At 53.6% G+C, this 19743-nt stretch carries 18 protein-coding genes and 3 pseudogenes; 5 read left to right on the forward strand and 16 right to left on the reverse strand.

What is annotated here, in order from left to right; genetic code table 11:
• The first annotated feature begins 40 nt into the window (after positions 1–40).
• A complete protein-coding gene (locus CSTAT_RS10660) occupies positions 41–1993 on the forward strand; it encodes an ATP-dependent DNA helicase (RefSeq protein WP_075723464.1) in 1953 nt (650 codons plus the stop codon).
• Here CSTAT_RS10660 and CSTAT_RS10665 read toward each other — a convergent pair.
• From CSTAT_RS10665 to nrdF, 4 genes and pseudogenes are all read right to left on the reverse strand, one after another.
• Positions 1990–2727, reverse strand: coding sequence for a peptidyl-tRNA hydrolase (locus CSTAT_RS10665; protein ID WP_075723466.1), 738 nt, complete (start codon positions 2725–2727; stop codon positions 1990–1992). The genes CSTAT_RS10660 and CSTAT_RS10665 overlap by 4 nt on opposite strands.
• Positions 2727–3599, reverse strand: a pseudogene (gene serB, locus CSTAT_RS10670) (phosphoserine phosphatase SerB); the annotation flags it as partial. The pseudogene serB and the gene CSTAT_RS10665, both read right to left, overlap by 1 nt.
• A gap of 101 nt (positions 3600–3700) precedes the next feature.
• Complete coding sequence (ctaD, locus tag CSTAT_RS10675; protein WP_075723470.1) at positions 3701–5398, reverse strand: aa3-type cytochrome oxidase subunit I; 1698 nt, start codon at positions 5396–5398, stop codon at positions 3701–3703.
• Positions 5399–5873: 475 nt separating this feature from the next.
• Positions 5874–6863 carry a class 1b ribonucleoside-diphosphate reductase subunit beta gene (gene nrdF, locus CSTAT_RS10680; protein WP_066796064.1) on the reverse strand — a complete coding sequence of 330 codons (990 nt, stop codon included), beginning with the start codon at positions 6861–6863 and terminating at the stop codon, positions 5874–5876.
• Between the two features lie 348 nt (positions 6864–7211).
• On the opposite strand from nrdF, the gene CSTAT_RS10685 reads away from it, so the two are divergent.
• The gene (locus tag CSTAT_RS10685; protein ID WP_075723472.1) at positions 7212–7925 is read left to right on the forward strand and encodes a FadR/GntR family transcriptional regulator; all 714 of its coding nucleotides are present in this window, start codon (positions 7212–7214) and stop codon (positions 7923–7925) included.
• A 109-nt stretch (positions 7926–8034) separates the two neighbouring features.
• Here CSTAT_RS10685 and nrdE read toward each other — a convergent pair whose 3' ends face one another.
• The 5 genes from nrdE to CSTAT_RS10710 all read right to left on the reverse strand — a co-directional run bounded on the left by nrdE (position 8035) and on the right by CSTAT_RS10710 (position 13313).
• Entirely contained in the window at positions 8035–10197 is a 2163-nt protein-coding gene (gene nrdE, locus CSTAT_RS10690) for a class 1b ribonucleoside-diphosphate reductase subunit alpha (protein ID WP_075723908.1), read from the reverse strand.
• 79 nt (positions 10198–10276) lie between these two features.
• Positions 10277–10711 (reverse strand): class Ib ribonucleoside-diphosphate reductase assembly flavoprotein NrdI, encoded by a 435-nt coding sequence (gene nrdI / locus CSTAT_RS10695; RefSeq protein WP_066796069.1) that lies wholly within the window; start codon positions 10709–10711, stop codon positions 10277–10279.
• A gap of 123 nt (positions 10712–10834) precedes the next feature.
• A complete protein-coding gene (nrdH, locus tag CSTAT_RS10700; protein WP_066796072.1) occupies positions 10835–11062 on the reverse strand; it encodes a glutaredoxin-like protein NrdH in 228 nt (75 codons plus the stop codon).
• Positions 11063–11622: 560 nt separating this feature from the next.
• Positions 11623–11745: a type B 50S ribosomal protein L36 gene (gene ykgO / locus CSTAT_RS10705; protein WP_003847162.1), complete on the reverse strand. Its 123-nt coding sequence runs from the start codon at positions 11743–11745 to the stop codon at positions 11623–11625.
• Between the two features lie 233 nt (positions 11746–11978).
• On the reverse strand, positions 11979–13313 hold the full coding sequence (locus CSTAT_RS10710; RefSeq protein ID WP_075723474.1) for a sugar porter family MFS transporter: 1335 nt from the start codon (positions 13311–13313) through the stop codon (positions 11979–11981).
• 107 nt (positions 13314–13420) lie between these two features.
• On the opposite strand from CSTAT_RS10710, the gene nadE reads away from it, so the two are divergent.
• On the forward strand, positions 13421–14233 hold the full coding sequence (gene nadE, locus CSTAT_RS10715) for an ammonia-dependent NAD(+) synthetase (protein ID WP_075723475.1): 813 nt from the start codon (positions 13421–13423) through the stop codon (positions 14231–14233).
• Here the strand turns inward: nadE and CSTAT_RS10720 are convergent.
• From CSTAT_RS10720 to CSTAT_RS10750, 7 genes and pseudogenes are all read right to left on the reverse strand, one after another.
• Positions 14230–14973: a fructosamine kinase family protein gene (locus CSTAT_RS10720; RefSeq protein WP_075723476.1), complete on the reverse strand. Its 744-nt coding sequence runs from the start codon at positions 14971–14973 to the stop codon at positions 14230–14232. The genes nadE and CSTAT_RS10720 overlap by 4 nt on opposite strands.
• A gap of 23 nt (positions 14974–14996) precedes the next feature.
• Positions 14997–15587, reverse strand: a complete 591-nt coding sequence (locus CSTAT_RS10725; protein ID WP_075723478.1) for a dihydrofolate reductase family protein — start codon at positions 15585–15587, stop codon at positions 14997–14999.
• A 48-nt stretch (positions 15588–15635) separates the two neighbouring features.
• Entirely contained in the window at positions 15636–15962 is a 327-nt protein-coding gene (locus tag CSTAT_RS10730) for a branched-chain amino acid transporter permease (protein ID WP_066796085.1), read from the reverse strand.
• Positions 15962–16525, reverse strand: a complete 564-nt coding sequence (locus CSTAT_RS10735) for an AzlC family ABC transporter permease (RefSeq protein ID WP_244892841.1) — start codon at positions 16523–16525, stop codon at positions 15962–15964. The genes CSTAT_RS10730 and CSTAT_RS10735 overlap by 1 nt, the downstream gene beginning before the upstream one ends.
• On the reverse strand, positions 16522–16692 hold the full coding sequence (locus tag CSTAT_RS13870) for a hypothetical protein (protein WP_228385263.1): 171 nt from the start codon (positions 16690–16692) through the stop codon (positions 16522–16524). Before CSTAT_RS13870 ends, CSTAT_RS10735 begins: the two co-directional genes overlap by 4 nt.
• A gap of 179 nt (positions 16693–16871) precedes the next feature.
• A pseudogene (locus CSTAT_RS13335) lies at positions 16872–17524 on the reverse strand (ABC transporter ATP-binding protein); the annotation flags it as partial.
• A 35-nt stretch (positions 17525–17559) separates the two neighbouring features.
• A pseudogene (locus CSTAT_RS10750) lies at positions 17560–17850 on the reverse strand (iron chelate uptake ABC transporter family permease subunit); the annotation flags it as partial.
• 150 nt (positions 17851–18000) lie between these two features.
• Between CSTAT_RS10750 and CSTAT_RS10755 the strand changes: the two are divergent.
• Entirely contained in the window at positions 18001–18351 is a 351-nt protein-coding gene (locus CSTAT_RS10755) for a cupin domain-containing protein (RefSeq protein WP_075723484.1), read from the forward strand.
• A 104-nt stretch (positions 18352–18455) separates the two neighbouring features.
• Positions 18456–19682 carry an NAD(P)/FAD-dependent oxidoreductase gene (locus tag CSTAT_RS10760; protein WP_075723485.1) on the forward strand — a complete coding sequence of 409 codons (1227 nt, stop codon included), beginning with the start codon at positions 18456–18458 and terminating at the stop codon, positions 19680–19682.
• Positions 19683–19743: the final 61 nt, after the last annotated feature.

Here is a 19743-nt window from a genome sequence, read left to right on the forward strand (position 1 = left end):
CCGTTTCGGGGATTTGCGCAGATAGCTTAGACTCGGTGAGGTGAATGACGAACCCCTCAATCAGACAACGGAAGAATTGCTAGACCAAGCCGTAGCTGCCTTGGGTGGTGCACGCCGCGATGGCCAGCACGCTATGGCTCGAGCTGTCTCTAAAGCTTTAGAGTCCGAACGCCACTTGGCTGTGCAAGCTGGCACCGGTACAGGCAAGTCTTTAGCCTATCTGGTGCCGGCGATTCGTCATGCGCATAATACTGGCTCCAGCATCATTGTCTCTACCGCAACCATTGCGTTGCAGCGCCAGCTGGTAGAGCGCGACCTTCCCAGGTTGGTGGAGGCACTGGAGCCACATATGCAACGCAAACCTACGTTTGCGATTATGAAGGGCCGCAACAACTACGCTTGTCTTAACAAGGTTGCGCAGGCAGGGTTTGAGCCTGATGAAACGCTGTTCGAGGATGAGGACATTTCCTGGACCGGCAAGCACGTTAAGCGGGTTTTTGAGTGGGTTGATGAAACCGAAACTGGTGACCGGGATGATTTAGTCCCCGGCGTTCCCGATCTCGCGTGGCGGCAGGTATCTGTCACCTCACGCGAATGCTTGGGAGCATCCCGCTGTCCGCAGGGCGAGGATTGTTTCGCGGAATTGGCCAAGCAGAAGGCATCTCAGGTCGATATCGTGGTGACCAACCACGCACTTTTGGCTATCGATGCCGCCGCTGAGACCAATATCTTGCCCGAGCATGACGTGGTGATTGTGGATGAGGCGCACGAGCTGGATGCTCGTATTACCTCCGTGGCCACTGCAGAAATTAATGCTCGTGCCATCAAGATGGCCGCGAATCGCGCTAAGTCTTTAGGTGCTGAAGGCAAAGATATCCGTCTAGCAGAGCTTGCCGATGATTTTGCGATCTTCATCGACTCCTACGACTCCGGCCGGTGGGTGGATATGGATGAGCCATCCAAGAATCAGCTCGATGGCTTAGCCACTGCGATAATTGAGTGCAAGACTGCTGTTTCGCGCCCTAGTGAAGGTGAATCCACCAATGACCCGGAGAAATTCGCTGAACGCCAGAACCTGACCAACCACCTATCAGAGATGGCGGAAACTATTCACCGCATCTTGGAAGTCTTTGACACCGATAATGCGGCTGACCAAGATGACGTGGTCTGGGTGGATGATTCTTCTTTGGCCGTTGCCCCATTATCGGTGGCAGACATGCTGCGCGAGAACCTCTTTGGACAAAATACCGTCGTGCTGACCTCAGCAACGCTGGCGCTCGGTGGCCGCTTTGATGCAATGGCTGCGCAGTGGGGAATGCCGAAGGGCACCTGGGATTCCATGGATGCCGGCACGCCCTTTAATCCGGCAAAGTCTGGCATTTTATATGTGGCCTCTCATCTTCCGGCCCCTGGCCGTGATGGAATTGCCGAAGAGACCTTAAAAGAGATGAAAGAGCTCATCATGGCTGCAGGCGGGCGAACCTTAGGGCTATTTTCGTCGCGCCGGGCAGCAGAAGAGGCCGCAGAGAAACTACGGATGCAGGTGCCTTTTGAAATCTACGTCCAAGGACAAGACACCACTGGTGCGCTAGTGGAGAAGTTTTCTAAGCATGAAAATTCCTGCCTCTTTGGCACACTAACCCTATGGCAGGGCGTGGACGTGCCTGGTCCAGCATGTTCTTTAGTGCTGATTGACCGCATTCCTTTTCCCCGCCCGGACCAGCCGCTGCTGCAAGCACGAACGGAGGCTGCCAATGCCGCCGGCCGCAAGGGGTTTATGGAAGTCTCTGCCACCCACGCTGCCCTGCTCATGGCCCAGGGTGCCGGTCGTTTGCTTCGCTCCACCAGCGACCGCGGCGTTGTTGCGGTTTTAGACAACCGTTTGGAAACCAAACGCTACGGCGGATTCTTGAAAAATTCCATGCCGCAGTTTTGGCCCACGACCAATCCTGACACCGTGCGTGGCGCTCTCAAGCGCCTCGTGGCATCCTAGCTTCCTAACGGCGAAGGCAGGGCGACCACCGTCGCGGAGTCGGGTGCTACCTCGGTATATCCGGCATCGCGGATAACCACGGCCTCAGGTACCTCGAGGGCTTTGTTAAAGACTTCACGGGGTACTTCACGCACGCTCAAGATAAAGTCTTGTTGTTTCCACTCCCAGGCCTCTTGCGCGCTCAAGGACGCGGCGTAGAGCATCGACCCGTGTCCGACTTGGGCTGCTGCTTTACCCGCGGTCATCTCCAAAGAGTTATCCACATAAATCACCGGCGCATTAGCTAAAGGGGCGCCGAGTTCTTCGTGTGGGAGATCAGTATGACCGATTTGTAGTTTCGCAATCGGCGGGGGGACATCTTTCACCGCTGAAGGAATAAAAGCCCGGGCTTGATTATTAACCGTTACTCCGGCCAGGCCTTGCACATCATCCCACGCCTTATTGCGCGCACGTCGGGCGACCTTGCGGATACGGTGGCCGTACCAGTGTCCCAATGCTTCCGCGAAGAACCCATCTTGTCCTGCCCGCTCATCCAGGCACACAGCAACGACAGCACGCGCCGCAGATTCTAGGACCTCAATGCGTGATGGCGGAGTGGACTTGGGTAAATTCAGCGCTATTTGCATCGCTTGAACTGTTTCTGGATGCTGCGGATCTTCATCGATGTCGCGCCAGGAACGACCAGTGCAGGCATCGACAAGCAGCTTGTGTGCTGTGACGAACTCTGGTGCCACTACTTGTCATCTCCCAAGGAGCTAGCCCCGAGAATCTGCACCAACCCCGCCAAGGTTGGCAGGTTGATTGTTACATCGGCGTGCTCGAGCAGCGCCGGCTTCGCATTAAAGGCAATACCTAGCCCGGAAGCATTGATCATGTCGATGTCATTGGCGCCGTCACCGACTGCAACGGTCTGTTCCATCTCTAAGCCTAAGTCCGCTGCAAACTCCCGCAAGAACGCTTCCTTTGCCTTGCGGTCAACAACTTTGCCCGTCACGCGGCCGGTAAGACGGCCGTTTTCAATTTCTAAAGTATTGGCCCGTACATAATCCAAATCCAGCTCGCGCGCTAAAGATTCCAGCACCTGGATGAAACCACCAGAGACCACAGCGACGCGGTAGCCTTGGCTCTTGAGCGTTGCTAACGCATCTTTTACCCCAGGGGTTAATTCAATGGCCTGCGATACTGAAGCGATTACGGATTCGTCCAATCCCGCGAGTACTGCTACGCGCTCATGCAAAGACTCCGCGAAGTCAAGCTCTCCGCGCATCGCGCGATTAGTCACATCCGCTACTTCAGCTTCCTTACCGGCGTGCGCCGCCAGCATTTCAATGACTTCTCCGGTAATCAAGGTGGAGTCACAGTCAAAGCAGATGAGACCGCGGGAGACGGAACTACCCACTGGTAGCAGGGCAATATCTACCCCGTGCTCAGATGCCACTGCAGAAAGCTCTGCTACTGAGCCCTCAAATTGAACCGCCAGTTCGACCCCGTCTAGTGTTTCGGTCGGCACTGGGAGTTGCTCGAGGATTACCACTCCTAGCTTCTCAAAATCTGCTAGGAGATCGTCTGGGATGGATGGGCCAACAATTATCAATAGATGAGTAGATATCACGTAGCCATGATACGACAAAGCCACCTCCCGGGGAATCGGGAGGTGGCTTAATGTCAGGAGGATGTTTAGTGCAAGCGCGCTAAATCAATCCATCTCTAATGTGCTGCACCCGCGTGGGCTTCGGCACGCTGACGAACCGCCATATGAGGGTAGTGTAGCTCGAAAGCTGGACGCTCAGAACGGATACGCGGAAGAGAATTGAAGTTATGGCGTGGAGGAGGGCACGAAGTTGCCCACTCGAGAGAATTGCCATAGCCCCATGGGTCGTCAACAGTAACAATCTCACCGTAGCGGTAGGACTTGAATACGTTCCATACCAGTGGGATGACAGATGCGCCAAGGATGAAGGAGAAGACGGTGGAAATCTGGTTGAAGATGGTGAATCCATCAGATTCCAGGTAGTCGGCGTAGCGACGTGGCATACCCATGTTGCCAACCCAGTGCTGAATAAGGAACGTGCCGTGGAAACCGATAAAGGTCAGCCAGAAGTGAATCTTGCCTAGACGCTCATCCAACATACGGCCGGTCATCTTAGGGAACCAGAAGTACACACCCGCGAAAGCAGAAAATACAACAGTACCGAAGACGGTGTAGTGGAAATGTGCAATCAGGAAGTAAGACTCAGCCAACTGGAAGTCCAGTGCTGGGGCTGCCAGCATAACGCCGGTCATACCACCGAACAGGAAGGTGCCCATGAATCCCATGGCCCAAATCATTGGAGTGTCCCAGGTGATGTGACCCTTCCACATGGTCCCGACCCAGTTGAAGAACTTCATACCGGTCGGAACCGCAATCAGGAATGTCATAAACGAGAAGAACGGAAGTAGAACTGCTCCGGTTACGAACATATGGTGTGCCCACACGGCCATCGACAGTGCACCGATTGCGAGCATTGCGAAAACCATGCCGATGTAGCCGAAGAGTGGCTTGCGAGAGAATACTGGCACAACTTCAGAGACGATACCGAAGAAAGGCAACGCAATAACGTAGACCTCAGGGTGTCCGAAGAACCAGAACAGGTGCTGCCACAAAATTGCGCCACCGTTGCCGGAGTCGTAGATGTGGCCGCCCAGCTTGCGGTCGTAGAGAACGCCAAGTGCTGCAGCAAGCAGCAGTGGGAAGATCAGCAGCGCCAGAACAGCAGTGATGAAAATGCCCCACACGAAGATCGGCAGACGGAACATGGTCATGCCCGGTGCACGCATCGTCAAAATGGTGGTGATCATGTTGATGGCGGAAAGCACGGTGCCAATACCGGTTGCGCCCACACCAATGATCCACATGTCCGCGCCAACGCCTGGGGTGTGAACACCGTCAGCCAAAGGCATGTACATGGTCCAACCGAAGTCAGCTGCGCCACCTGGGGTCAAGAAACCAGACAGCATAACAAGTCCGCCAACGGAGGTGATCCAGAAACCGAATGAGTTCAGACGTGGGAAAGCCACGTCAGGAGCACCGATTTGCAGCGGAAGCACGAAGTTCGCAAAACCCCAAACGACTGGGGTTGAGAACAGCAACAGCATTACGGTGCCGTGCATGGTGAACAGCTGGTTGTACTGTTCATTGGAAAGGAACTGGAGACCCGGGGTGAAAAGCTCAGCGCGGATCAGCAGTGCCATCAAGCCACCGAGGAAGAAGAAGCCAAAGGACATGATGATGTACATGATGCCTAGCTGCTTGTGGTCGGTGGTGGTCAGCATCATCCAGGCCTTTGAACCGGGTTTTCCATTTCCGGAAGGCTCTGGACGAGTTGGCTGGACATAATCGTCTAGCCGTGGCGCCACAGCGGTCATTGTTTTCCTCCTGAATACAAAGCACGACAGAACCAAACCTGAAGTGCTTAAAGGTTTACCTGCCTTATATTAGGCACTATTTTCCCTTATTGCCAGCTCATCATAATCTTCCCTCCCCCGTCTGATTAGGGCTTTGTTACTAAAGTGACGCTGTTGTCCCAGTACGGACGGGGCGCACGAATGAGCCTTCAAAACGGTTCCATAAATTTAGGTGGGATACGCCACAGTTTTCCGTTGAATTCCCTGGCAAAACCTCCCCCAACTCCGCGCTTCAACCCCCCAGTTGTTGTCATCCAATAGAATGATGCGCGGCCATTAGCAAAGCTTGCCAAGAATAAATTCAGGGGCATTTTCGCCGATCACAAGCATTTTCGATACTTTGGGCAAGGCCCACGATCGCGAAAGCGGCGGAGGCTCACTACGTGAAGCATCCGCCGCTTATCAGGGAATAACCACCTATGCCTAGCAGGCTATCTTAGAAGTCCCAGTCATCATCGGTGGTGTCTTCAGCCTTACCAATAACGTAGGAAGAACCAGAACCAGAGAAGAAGTCGTGGTTTTCATCAGCATTCGGGCTCAGCGAAGACAAGATCGCTGGCGACACCTTGGTCTCATCAGTTGGGAAGAGTCCTTCGTAGCCCAAGTTGTTTAGCGCCTTATTAGCGTTGTAGCGCAGGAAACGCTTAACATCTTCGGTCCAGCCCAAGTCATCGTAGATGTCCTCGGTGTACTCAATCTCGTTTTCGTACAGATCGTACATAAGGTCGAAGGTGTATGCCTTGTATTCTTCCTGCTCAGCCTCAGAAAGCTTCTTCACACCCTGCTGGTACTTGTAGCCAATGTAGTAGCCGTGTACGGATTCATCACGAATAATGAGGCGAATAATATCAGCGGTATTAGTCAGCTTCGCGCGCGAGGACAGGTACATCGGCAGGTAGAAACCGGAGTAGAACAAGAAGGATTCCAAAAGTGTGGAAGCTACCTTCTTCTTCAGTGGGTCATCACCGTTGTAGTAAGACATGATGATCTTTGCCTTACGCTGAAGATTTTCGTTTTCTTCAGACCAGCGGAATGCTTCATTAATCTGCGGAGTCGATGCCAAGGTCATAAAGATATTGGAATAAGACTTCGCGTGTACGGATTCCATGAAGGCAATGTTGGTGTACACCGCTTCCTCATGCATGGTTTCAGCATCGGGCAGCAAAGAAATTGCGCCCACCGTGCCCTGGATGGTGTCCAAGAGAGTCAAGCCAGTAAACACACGCATGGTGGCCAGCTGTTCTTGCGGAGTCATCTTGTTCCAGCTCTGAATGTCATTGGATACTGGAATCTTTTCTGGCAACCAGAAGTTACCAGTCAGACGGTCCCAAACTTCCAAGTCTTTCTCGTCGGGAATGACGTTCCAGTTAATCGCTTTTACCGGATCTGTGTGGTTAGCGATGTACTCGTCATATTCATTCGACACGAAATCAACCTACCCTGCTCTACCTCGAAAGTTTTATTATTTCAGCCTCCCAGCATACCCAATAACTAACCCTTCAGCCGCCTCGGGTGCCGCATCTCAATGAGGCAGCTTCTTCCGGCTCATTTCATGAAGACCCTGGCGAACGAACCCGTGTTTACCTGCGGATAATGCGATTCTGCTTGCGCTTTGGCGCCTTCGTAAGCAAGCCACATTCGGCATACATTCGCTACGCTTTTCGCTTATCGATGAAGTTTGCTCGTTAGCTACTGAACCCAGTATCCACTCATGGCGCAAAATGAGCCATACTAGGTTTGTACAAACGCCGAATTACTGGGAGGTTAAACGTTTATGACTGATTCACAGCGTGTGCCTTTGGTGAACCCAGTTTTAGATTCTATTGGTACAGATATTGTGGCCGGCGTGATGGAAGTTGGGCAGACATTTACGTTGACAGATATTGAAAGAAAATTCGATGTCTCGCGCACGGTCGCCCGTGAAACTATGCGCACACTCGAGCACATGGGACTGGTTAAAACTTCGCCGCGCGTAGGCCTCACGGTTCTTCCCCAATCAAGTTGGGTCAGCTTCGATCCAACGGTGATTCGGTGGCGCTTAACCAACGATAAGGCTCGACAGGCACAGCAAAGATCACTCAATCAACTGCGCTTTGCCGTTGAGCCCATTGCGGCATCAGTTGCGGCGGGTGCGGCAACCAATGATGAGCGCGCGGAAATTCTGGCACTCGCTCACCGCTTGGTGGAATTAGAGGAGCGCCCATCATCGCGGGTAGGAGAAGCACTCGAAGTGGATCTCAAATTCCACACTCTGATTTTTACGGCTTCACATAATGAGATGTTTGTTTCCTTGGCGCCTTCGCTGCTCGCGATTTTGAAAGGTCGCTCAGTCTTCGGTTCCCAAAAGCGCAACCCCATTGGCAAGACCGCAGCCCTACACGTGGAATTGGCGGAAGCCATTAAAGCTGGAAACCACGTGGATGCGCAAAATATTTCGCGCCGCGTTCTTTTAGACAGCCGCGATGAAGCGGAGCAACTCTACCGCTAGCGCAGCAGTGAAAACGCTAAAAGCCTGAGGTAGCAACACATTATGTGAAGCTATCTCAGGCTTTCGGCTATCTTCGCGCGCTACTTATTGGCAGCGATGAAGAGCAGCTTTAGAGCATGCAGGAGACGCAACCTTCAATCTCGGTTCCAGCCAGCGCCATCTGACGCAAGCGGATGTAGTACAAGGTCTTAATGCCCTTGCGCCATGCGTAGATCTGCGCGCGGTTGATGTCACGGGTGGTCGCGGTGTCCTTGAAGAACAACGTCAAAGACAAGCCCTGGTCGACGTACTTCGTAGCAACTGCATAGGTGTCGATGATCTTTTCGTGACCGACTTCGTATGCATCCTGGAAGTAATCAAGGTTGTCGTTGTCCATGTGTGGAGCTGGGTAGTAGACACGACCAATCTTGCCTTCCTTGCGAATCTCAATCTTGGAAGCGATTGGGTGAATCGAGGAAGTGGAGTTGTTGATGTAGGAGATCGAACCGGTTGGTGGAACTGCCTGCAGGTTGCGGTTGTAGAGACCGTGCTCCATAACCTCAGCCTTTAGATCTGCCCAGTCTTCCGCACTTGGGGTGTGGATGGTGGAGTTAGCGAAAAGCTCCTTGACCTTATCGGTCTGTGGTGCAAACTCTGCTGGATCGTAGTTATCGAAGAATGCGCCGGAAGCGTAGTCGGAGTCCTTAAACTCACTAAAGGTCTCGCCGCGCTCCTTGGCAATCTTGTTGGAAGCACGCAGTGCTGCGTACAAAACTGCCGCGAAGTAAGCATTGGTAAAGTCCAAGCCTTCTTCAGAGCCGTAGTAGATGTGCTCGCGGCCCAAGTAGCCGTGGAGGTTCATCTGGCCCAGGCCGATGGCATGAGACTGGTCATTGCCGTGGCGGATCGATGGGACGGAATCGATAGCGGTCTTGTCCGCTACTGCGGTCAGGCCACGAATAGCAGCTTCGACCGTGCCGCCGAAGTCTGGAGAATCCATTGCCAAAGCAATGTTCATGGAGCCGAGGTTGCAGGAGATGTCACTGCCCATTTCCTCATAGCTCAAGTCATCGTTGAAAGAGGAAGGCGAATTAACCTGCAAAATCTCGGAGCACAGGTTCGACATGTTGATGCGACCAGTCTTTACTGGGTTCGCATTGTTTACGGTGTCCTCAAACATGATGTATGGGTAACCTGATTCGAACTGCAACTCAGCAACGGTCTGGAAGAAGTGACGTGCGTTGATCTTCTTCTTGGTAATGCGTGGGTCTTCGACCATTTCTGCGTAGTGCTCAGAAACGGAGATATCACCAAATGGCTTGCCGTAGACGCGCTCAACGTCATAAGGGCTAAACAGGTACATATCTTCATTGCGCTTAGCCAGGTCGAAGGTGATGTCTGGAATGACAATTCCCAAAGACAAGGTCTTGATACGGATCTTCTCGTCAGCGTTTTCGCGCTTGGTGTCGAGGAAGTTCAAGATATCTGGGTGGTGAGCGTTCAAGTACACTGCACCGGCGCCCTGACGCGCACCCAGCTGGTTAGCGTAAGAAAATGCGTCTTCCAGCATCTTCATGATCGGGATAATGCCCGAAGACTGGTTTTCAATGTGCTTAATTGGCGCACCGGATTCGCGGATGTTGCTCAGCAACAGTGCAACGCCACCGCCGCGCTTGGACAGCTGCAGGGAGGAGTTAATAGCGCGTCCGATGGATTCCATGTTGTCTTCGATGCGCAACAGGAAGCAGGAAACAAGCTCGCCACGCTGTGCCTTGCCAGCATTGAGGAAGGTTGGGGTTGCTGGCTGGAAGCGACCCGACATGATTTCATCAACCATGCTTTCGGCAACTGCGGTGTCACCGTCCGCGAGGAAAAGCGCAGTCATCGACACGCGATCTTCGAAGCGTTCCAAGTAACGACGACCGTCGAAGGTCTTTAGGGTGTAGGAAGTGTAGTACTTGTAGGCACCCAAAAATGACTTAAAGCGGAACTTGAAGCTGTAAGCGCGCTTAAACAGTGACTTAATGAATTCCCAGTCATAAGCTTCGATAACTTCTGGCTCGTAGTACTTGTTTTCAACTAAGTATTCAATCTTTTCTTCCAGGTCGTGGAAGTAGACCGTGTTTTGGTTAACGTGCTGCAAGAAGTACTGGTTGGCAGCTTCGCGGTCTTTATCGAACTGAATTTTGCCGTCTTCGTCATACAGGTTCAGCAGTGCGTTGAGAGCATGGAAGTCTAGCTTCTCGGAATTCTTTACCGGCTCGGCAACGGTTTTGCCCAATTGTTGAGTCACTTGAAGCACTCGGCCTTTCATTAGGTTTTGTCTAAGGTGTTGCGGTCGTAATACCTCATGGTAATCACGGCATTAAGTTTTAGCTGGCTTGTTTTTCAAGCCCCAGCTTGGCTGCGTTTTGTACTAGTCCCCCGCGGCAAATACGGACATCATCTTCGTTGCCCATCATCTCAAAGCGGTAAACATAAGGCACTTTGCACTTGGCGGAAATAACCTCACCAGCTTTTCCGAAATCAGCACCGAAGTTGCTGTTTCCTCCGGCCACTACTGCGCGGATAAAGCTGCGATTGTGCTCATTATTCAGAAATCGAATGACCTGTCGCGGAACAGGCCGGCTATTTTCACCAGTAAGTGAAACTCCGCCACCATAAGTTGGACACACCAAAACATAAGGCTCATTAACTATTAAAGGCTCGTCCTTTAACCGCAGCGGGATCCGCACATTCGGTAGGTCGAGCTTTTGCACAAAGCGATGGGTGTTGTCAGTGACGGAGGAAAAGTAGACGACCAGCACGGCCGACTCCCTCCTTTAAAACTTTCTAGATACTTCCAAGAATTACTTAGCCTCTGTGGAAGCAGTGCCGGGGTGCATTTTAGCGGGCGCTCACCCCGGGCTGCGCCCTTAAGTTGCGGCTATTTAAGCGGCCTGTAGCTGCTTGATGCGCTCTGGGCGGAAGCCGGACCAGTGCTCACCGTCTACCTCTACAACTGGAGCCTGAACGTAGCCCAGCGCCATAACGTAATCACGTGCTTCATCATCGAGGGAGATATCAACAGTGTTGTAAGCCAGACCAGCACGGTCAAGGGCTTTTTTAGTAGCGGTGCACTGGACGCAAGCTGGCTTGGTGTAAAGAGTGATAGACATTGTGCTGACCTAACCTTTGATATTCGTGCGAGCCGCTAAGTGGCCCTAGCGGAGGGATAAAGAACAATTCTCAAGCGGTGTTTGCTGCCCCGTTGAGCGATACCCACAACACTATACTTTGTGCCACTGACCTGCAACCATCACAACATGTAGTAGTTACACGCGTGGAATTACCAGGATGACCCCACATCACACCCCACATGTAGGCCGCCGGGCCAACGGGCAATCGCATCGATGAGAGTCTTTAAAAACTACATTCGCGAAACCACCTGCAGCTTTGCCGATTTTGCCAGTCTCAATGAGACAAACCTCACAGCACCCTCGCGCATGAAGCAACTTCTGCCCCATCTTCAACAGAGACCTCAGGGGTAACAGCTATTTAGTTTTGCGGCGAATTAATCTTAGCTGCCCGACTTCCCGCAGCTGCCATCAGGCGCAAGTGCCCCTCGCGACTGCTGCGGATCGGAGCAGCGGACATCGAAAAACTTGTGAAGGCAAAGCGAAGGCCACCCGAGTCATCACGAGGATAACTCGGGTGGCCTTTGCCTAAATCGCGTATCTTAGCCCTGACGAGCCTTGAAACGTGGATCCTTCTTGTTGATCACGAAGACCTTACCGTGGCGGCGAATAACCTGGGCGCCCGGCTTCTTCTTCAGCGACCGAAGCGACTTGCGAACCTTCATCGGGCGCTCCTTTCGTTATGCGCATCCTGATTCGCCGGGAGTGGCAAATCATCAGATTTACTGCGGTTAATACTGTTCAAGCACGCGCCGAAGTTTAAAGAAAACTCCGGTCATGACACGAGGGAAAATACTACCCTATAGCACCGTGAAGACAAAATAAGACAATCAACACGATGCTCGAATCTGTAGATCCCACTGCCCGCAAAGCCGGGGTCGAACCTATAAATTCAATGTCACTTATGAGCATAGCGGTTGTGCATCTCAGCCCCAACCTCGTCTAAAGACTTTCCCATCGTCTCTGGCACTAGTGCGCGGGTATAACCCATCGCAATAATGCCCAGCACGCCGAAAATGGCAAAGGCGACAGGTCCCGTAAGCCACTCAACCAGCGGTAGGAAGTACTGCGCCACAGCCCAGTTGGTCACCCACAAGCTTAAGCCAGCAATGCCCATGCCTAAGCCGCGGACTTGGGAGGGAACAAGCTCAGAAATGAGCAACCAGGTCGCAGGGGATACAGCTGCTTGTTGCGAGGCGATAAAAGTAGCCATGAAAAAGAGCGAGACCATGGCGAAAAAGACCGAGCCATTAGCAAAGGAATAGGCGCCCGCCAGGATAAATAGCGAGATGGTATTGCCGGCAAGACCAATGAGCAATAGTCGCTTGCGGCCGATGCGGTCTACTACCTTGATGCCGACCATGCAGGCGATAACGGAGACCACGCCGATCACAATGGAGGTATAGACCGAGTTCGTCGCAGAAATACCCACTTGGTTCATCATGATCGGCGCGAAGTAGACCACGGCATTAACTCCGGTGATTTGCTGGGTTAAGCCCATAAGCATCGCCAAAAGCACCGTGATGCGGATCCACCGCGTGGCTTTCAGGACCGACCATTCTGTTGAAGCGCCGCGGCTGCTTTCAGGCGGGGTGAGCTCTTCTAACCGCATGCCTAACCGTGCGGCGACTTTCTGCGCCTGGTCTACTCGTCCACGCGAGACCAGCCAGACGGGTGAATCGGGGACGAAGAGCATCCCCACAAATAGCATTGCGCCGGGTATTGCAGCTAGCCCAAGCATCCACTCCCAGCTGCCGGTTGTCGCAAGTGCGGAGTTAACCAAATAGGCGGCAAGCTGGCCGACCACGATCATCAAGGTATTAAGCGAGACCAGACGTCCGCGCATCGCCGGCGGCACTACCTCGGCAATGTACATCGGCGAAACAATGGAAACACCACCGACAGCTACACCTAGAAAGGTGCGTGCGGCGCCGAGGTCAAAGATGGATCCTGCCAGGGCGCACCACAATGAGCCGATGACGAAAATCGCTCCACCGATAAGCAAGGTTGTGCGCCTGCCCCAGGCATCGGCCGCACGACCGGCAATCAATGCGCCGACTGCGGCACCGACCAAGAGCATGGAGGTAACCCACCCTTCTTGGTGGGCGGTCATGGAAAAATCAGGGCTAATAAACAACAAAGCACCGGACATCACTCCAGTGTCATAGCCAAAGAGCAGGCCTCCCAATGCCGCGATTAGGGCAACTAGCTTTACGTATTTGTCGGTATTCACAACAGTCCATTAAAGCACCGCGTAAGGCTAAAACTTAGAGAGCAATCTGTACTGAATCCATCAAGATGACCACTAACAATAATTGCTGCTCGGGTTAGAATGACCACATGGATAATCTGCAGCGCACCATAATTAATACTTTAGGAACACAGCCCAGCATCGATCCGGCCGAAGAGGTTGCCCGACGCGTGGAGTTTTTGGTCGACTATCTCCGAACCACCGGCGCCGCAGGCTACGTTTTAGGCATTTCCGGGGGCCAGGATTCCACCTTGGCCGGCAAGCTTGCGCAAATCGCCGTCGATCAAGTTGAAGGCGCCGAGTTCTATGCATTGCGCCTGCCACATGGCGTGCAGATCGATGAAGATGACGCGCAGATGGCTCTCGAGTTCATCCAGCCGGACCACAGCCTCACCATCAATATCGAAGGCGCTACTGCCTCACTCAATGACCAGGTCGCGCACAGTTTAGGTGGGCAAGATTTAGGTGATTTCAACCGCGGCAATATCAAGGCACGCTTGCGCATGATTGCGCAGTATGCCGTAGCTGGCGAAAAGAATCTGCTGGTCATCGGCACCGATCATGCTGCCGAGAATGTCACAGGCTTTTTCACCAAATGGGGCGATGGCGCAGCAGACCTTCTCCCATTGGAGGGACTCAATAAACGCCAGGGCGCACAAATGTTGCAGCATCTTCAGGCCCCGGAGGACACCTGGCGCAAGGTTCCTACCGCAGATTTGGAAGATAACAAGCCAGGTTTGCCAGATGAGCAGGCACTTGGCGTTACTTATGCGCACATTGATGATTATTTAGAGGGCAAGCAGGTACCTCGTGAGTCCGCAGAGGTCATCGAAAAGCACTGGCGTCGCGGCGGGCACAAGCGCCATATGCCTGAAGGTCCGGTCAGCTTCGGCACCCTCTAATCCCCGTAACGTTGCACGACTTCTGCGGCGGCATCGGCTAGCGGGCGGTGATAAGCCGTGCCATGAGTCATCGCGTGTACGGCCAAGGGATGCAGCTGGTGCAGGGCAAAATCCACATCCGGGTTACCGTAGCCGGCAAGGATATCAACCAGGTGCGGGGTGCCAAAAAGCTCCAGCATCGCAAGGTCGGTGTGCGGGTGCCCGCCGTGCGCCGCCGGGTCAATCATCACCACGCCATCAGGGCTAAAAAGCACATTGCCTGCCCACAGGTCGCCATGGATACGCGCAGGTGGCACATCAAATTCGCTGGTATTCGCATGCTTGACGATGCTCTCACACGCCTTTTCCACCAACTGTTTAATTTCCGGCTGAAGACGTGCCCGGCGCGCGAACGGCAGCACACGTTGCTCGGTGTAAAACTCCGCCCAGTCATCCGTCGGGGTGCATGATTGCTCAACGCGGCCGATAAAGTTCTTTCCCGTCCAGCCTTTAGGCGGCGCGCCAAAGGCCTCTGCCCCGGCTTCATGGATGCCGCGCAAAATTCTGCCGAACTCAAATGCTGATTCTGGATCTGGGCGCACCGTCTCCACGCGCTGTTCCACAAGCGTTGTGCCGCTGACTTCCACGACCTTGACCACGGACTTTTCTGCTTCCGGCGTCGCCGCTGCCAACCACTTCAACCCTGCTGCTTCAGCGTGGGCTTGGTCAGGGGTATGCGTGGTTTTGGTAAAAGTTGCCATGAGACTTCACCCTCCTGTGTCTTTTACTTCTTTACGCGATAGATCATCTTTTGAATGCCGTTGGAATAGCGTGCGTGCTCTTCCAACTCCAGTTGCTGGGTGGGCAAGCTAACATCACTAAACATCCGCGTTCCCGCACCCAGCAGCAGCGGGAATACCAGCAGGTAATACTTATCGATGAGCCCCGCTTCCTGCAAAGCCCTCACCAACGTGGCACTTCCGTGGACCAGCAACGGGCCATCAAAGTCACGGTCAAAGTCTTTGCGACTTTGACCCGTCTTAAGGGCTTTCACCTCATCGAGTGAGCGCAGAATTGTTGCTGGCCAACGCTCATCATCGCCTTCTAAGGTCGTGGAGACAACAAAACGTGGCATGGCGTTATAGCCCGCAAATTCCTCCCGACTGGGCCAAATCGGAGCGAAGGCTTCATAGCTTTTACGCCCCAAGAGCAGAGCTCCCGCTTCCTCTTGCTCCGTGCCTTTTAACTCATAGGCAGCCGGGTCGAATTCCACATCGTTAAACGTCCACCCGGCGTTGCGGTATCCGGTTTCACCGCCTGGCGCTTCGATGACACCATCGAGGCTGAGCATCTCGGTCACTATTATCTCCCGCATGCCACCCCAGGGTACCTGCGAAAGGAATCTCGAATAGCTCGTAATTTTCTAGACGAGGTTGACCAATAAAAAGTACGTAGCTGTGCCCAGTCCAATGCTGAGCAAATTACGGCGGCCGAAGGCGAGGTGGGCGAAAATTGTCACGGCTCCTGCCACGAGCGCTTTCCAGACATTATCCAGATCACCGCCGATGCTGCTGCGAAATGTTGAGAGCGCCAAAATCAACAAGATGCCAGCGGGCATCCACACCGATATGAGGTTGATCGCCTTCGCGTTGCGCAGTGGCTTGAGCATCGCAAAAGGCACTGCGCGCAGAGCGAAGGTAATACAGAATACGATGGCGAGCACCGCCAAGATATAGCTCGTCTCTGGCATTACTTTCCCTTCCTTGCCACGAGTACATAACGAACTGCCAGCAGCACGATAAACCCGATCATCCCGAAAAATAGTGCTGGTTCTGAAACCACGACAAAAGCAACAGCAAAGCTGGCACTGGCAAGTAATACCGATGGAACTTGTTCTTTAGTCCGGCACGCATCTAGCGCTAGGGTGACGAACAAGGCACAGAGCGCGAATTCCAGCCCCTCCATCTTTCCGGGGATAACTCCCGCTAGGAGTACTCCGAGAATTCCGCTGCCGACCCAGTAGGTCTGGAAAGAAATCTGCAGCGCCAACAGTCGCCAGGAGGTCCAGCCCTTTGGTTCCGCTGCGGTGACGGCATAGGCTTCATCGATAAGCGCGTAGACCGAGTAGGTTTTAGCCACCGGATTTCGAACCACATGCAGTGGGAAAGTAAAGGCATAAAAGACGTGCCGGAAATTCACCAGCAAGGTGGTAACGCGATAGTCGCCAGTGGAGTAACAGCCACCATCATTCCCACCAGCAGCAGCTCGAGGGAGCCTGCGAAAGCGAATATCGACAGCGCGGATGCTACTCACCACGGCAAGCCCGATTGCACCACCAAAACACCAAAAGCGACGCCCAGCGAGATCATTCCAAGACCAGCGGCCAGGGACGCGCGTATCCCCTGGATTATCTCGCTGCGCTTGTCGATGTTTTCACCGTTAAGCTTCGTTTCTGTTTCCGTGAGGATTTCTCTATTCATAAGAAATAGTTTTGCAGGATCGGCGAGAAATTCGATTGCTTACTTCAATGTATGAGCACGCCGTATGCAATTGTTGAACTCGGATTGCCTATTTCGTGCAATATTGCACCACGGCAGTTTGAAGGTGAAGGAAAGTCGTAGGAAAGGCATGGACAAGGAACTGGATAAAATCGACCGCCGGATTCTGGGTCGGCAATGACTTTTAGAATCCACACCAAAACCGCGCGAACTAATTCTTCAGTGATCACATCAGTGGGGTTGCCGGTGGCTAAGACTTCGCCGCCTTTCATAACGATGATGTGATCGGCATAGCGGGCAGCCTGGTTCAAGTCATGCAGGACCGCCACCAAGGTATATTCGCGCTCGTGATTGAGCTTGCGGCACAATTCCAGCAGCTCAATTTGGTAGCTGACATCCAAAAAGGTGGTCGGTTCATCGAGAAGCAAGATTGGCGTTTGCTGCGCTAGCGCCATCCAGACGCGTTGGCGCTGGCCACCGGAGAGTTCATCGACACGCCTGCCTGACAGTTCCCTAATCCGCGTGGCATCCACGGCTTGAACAAGCTCTGGTGCGGGTAGCGCCCACGAGAAACCAAGTCGATGACTCGAATACCGTCCGATTCAACCGGTCCTTGCAGCAGCAAACCGACCTCGCGCGCAACTTCCTTCGTTGGCCGCGAATACAGCGACTGCCCATCCAGGCGAATCTGACCGTCTTGAGGTGCGATCAACCGCGTCAAGCTCTTGAGCAACGTGGACTTGCCGCACGCATTGGGACCGACAATAACGTTGAAACGACCATCGGGGATTTATAGATCAACCCCTGGACAAATGACTTTATCCGCGTATCCAAGCCGGGCGCTATCTACTAATAAACGTGTCGTTTACCTCGACCTTCTCTCATTAACAACCACAGGAAATACACGCCGCCGACGGATACAGTGACAATTCCTACTGGAAGTGGAGATTCAGGATCAATTCTTTGGGCCACCGTGTCCGCAAGGATTAACAGGAATGAGCCCACGGCTGCGGTGGGAGCCAGAGCCAGGCCATCCACGTGAACTAAGCGCCGGGCAATCTGTGGCGCGGCGAGTGCAGTAAAGGAAATCGGGCCAGCGGTGGCGGTAGCTAATGCCGTGAGGCCAACGTCAGCAACAAGATTTACTAACCTTAATTAGGCATGACTTGCCAACCAAAAGGCTTAGGACATTCCGCCCGTACCGTTACCAGTGCGAACAGTGATCATCGATGAGCGAATGCGTATAAACTCGAATTAAACCGTGTAAATACCTCGAGGCAAGGAGCTCCCATGGCTGATTCCAGCAATAACATTGTCAACCTTCGCGATTTAAGTGCCGAGTTGCTGGAAAAAGCAGCAACGGTCAAACATGGTCGCGCAACGCATTCTTTCCGGGCGGTACCAGGCGGTCATCTCACGCAGGTACTCCTTGCGCTCAAGGCCGGCAAGAGCCTGTCCGACCACGAAAATCCCGGTGAAGCGCTATTGCACGTCCTGCAGGGCACAGTCCAGGTCACGGTTGGCGAAGACGCGATTGAGGTGAAAGAGGATGAGCACGCCGTGGTTCCTCAACAACGCCACGGGCTAGTAGCTGTGGAAGACTCCGCGGTCTTGCTGACTGTCGTGCGTGATCTCTCCTGACTTAAATTCCAACTAAGCCCTGCTTACGCGCGTAGCATGGCGAATATGACCCACGCGGTCGACTTCGGAGCCGACCGCCCATTGTAAGTAATGAGGAGGATGGCATGAGTACCCCAAAAAATATTGTCATTATTGGTGGTGGCCTAGCCGGAGCCAAGACCGCCGAAGCACTGCGTGAGAAAGAATTCACGGGCTCGATTACGCTCGTCGCCGCAGAGGATCATCTGCCCTATGAGCGCCCACCACTGTCCAAGGAATACCTCGCCGGCAAGGGCTCTTTTGATGACGCAATTGTGAAACCAGCCGACTGGTATGAAGAAAATAATGTCACGCTGAAGCAGGGCGTTCGCGCAACCAAGGTTGATGCCGCAAACCATCAGGTCACCTTAGATGATGATTCGGTGCTTGACTACGACAAGTTGGTATTGGCAACCGGTTCAACGGTGCGCAAGCTTCCTATCCCGGGCGCGGATGCCGACAACGTCTACTACCTGCGCACTGTCGAGGATTCAGATGCCATTCGCGCTACCTTCGGCGACGATAAAAAGCTTGCAATTATCGGCGGCGGCTGGATTGGTCTGGAGGTCGCATCGGCGGCACGCGGGGCAGGTACCGCGGTTACAGTTCTGGAAGGCGCAAAGCTTCCGCTGCTGCGGATCCTCGGCGACACGGTCGCGCAGGTCTTCGCCGACTTGCACACCTCCAATGACGTCGATCTGCGCACGGAAGTAAAGGTCCAAGACATTGTGACCGAAGGTGGCCGTGCTGTGGGAGTTCGTCTTGAAGACGGCACGATTATTGAGGCAGACAATGTTGTCATCGGCGTCGGCGTTGCCCCGGCAGTGGATCTCGCCGAGGCAGCAGGTTTAGAGGTCGACAACGGCGTGCTTGTCGATGCCTCCCTACGCACCAGCGACCCAGACATCTTTGCGGTCGGCGATATTGCCAACCACGACCACCCAGTCCTAGGACATCGCATCCGCGTCGAGCACTGGGCGACAGCTCTTAACCAGCCGGCAACCGCGGCGGCGGCCGCATTGGGCGAAGATGTGCAGTACACCAACTTGCCTTATTTCTTTACCGACCAATTCGACTTGGGCTGCGAATACGTCGGCCACGCCACCGGTTCAGAGGAGCAGGTCTATATCCGTGGCGACCTTGAAAAGCGCGAGTTCGTTGCGTTTTGGGTCAATGATGACAACCAAATCCTCGCCGCGATGAACGTCAATATCTGGGATGTCCCCGATGAGGTCAAGCCACACATCGCGGAAGGCAAGAAGATCGATCCGGACAAGCTCGTCGATCCGAACGTGGCTTATTCCGACCTCTAACCCGCTCATTCGGGTCTAAAATACGGTGACTGTGGATAACTTCGCCTGTTGCGTGATGTGT

Origin of the sequence: Corynebacterium stationis (assembly GCF_001941345.1) — a bacterium.
Classification (GTDB): Bacteria; Actinomycetota; Actinomycetes; order Mycobacteriales; family Mycobacteriaceae; genus Corynebacterium; species Corynebacterium stationis.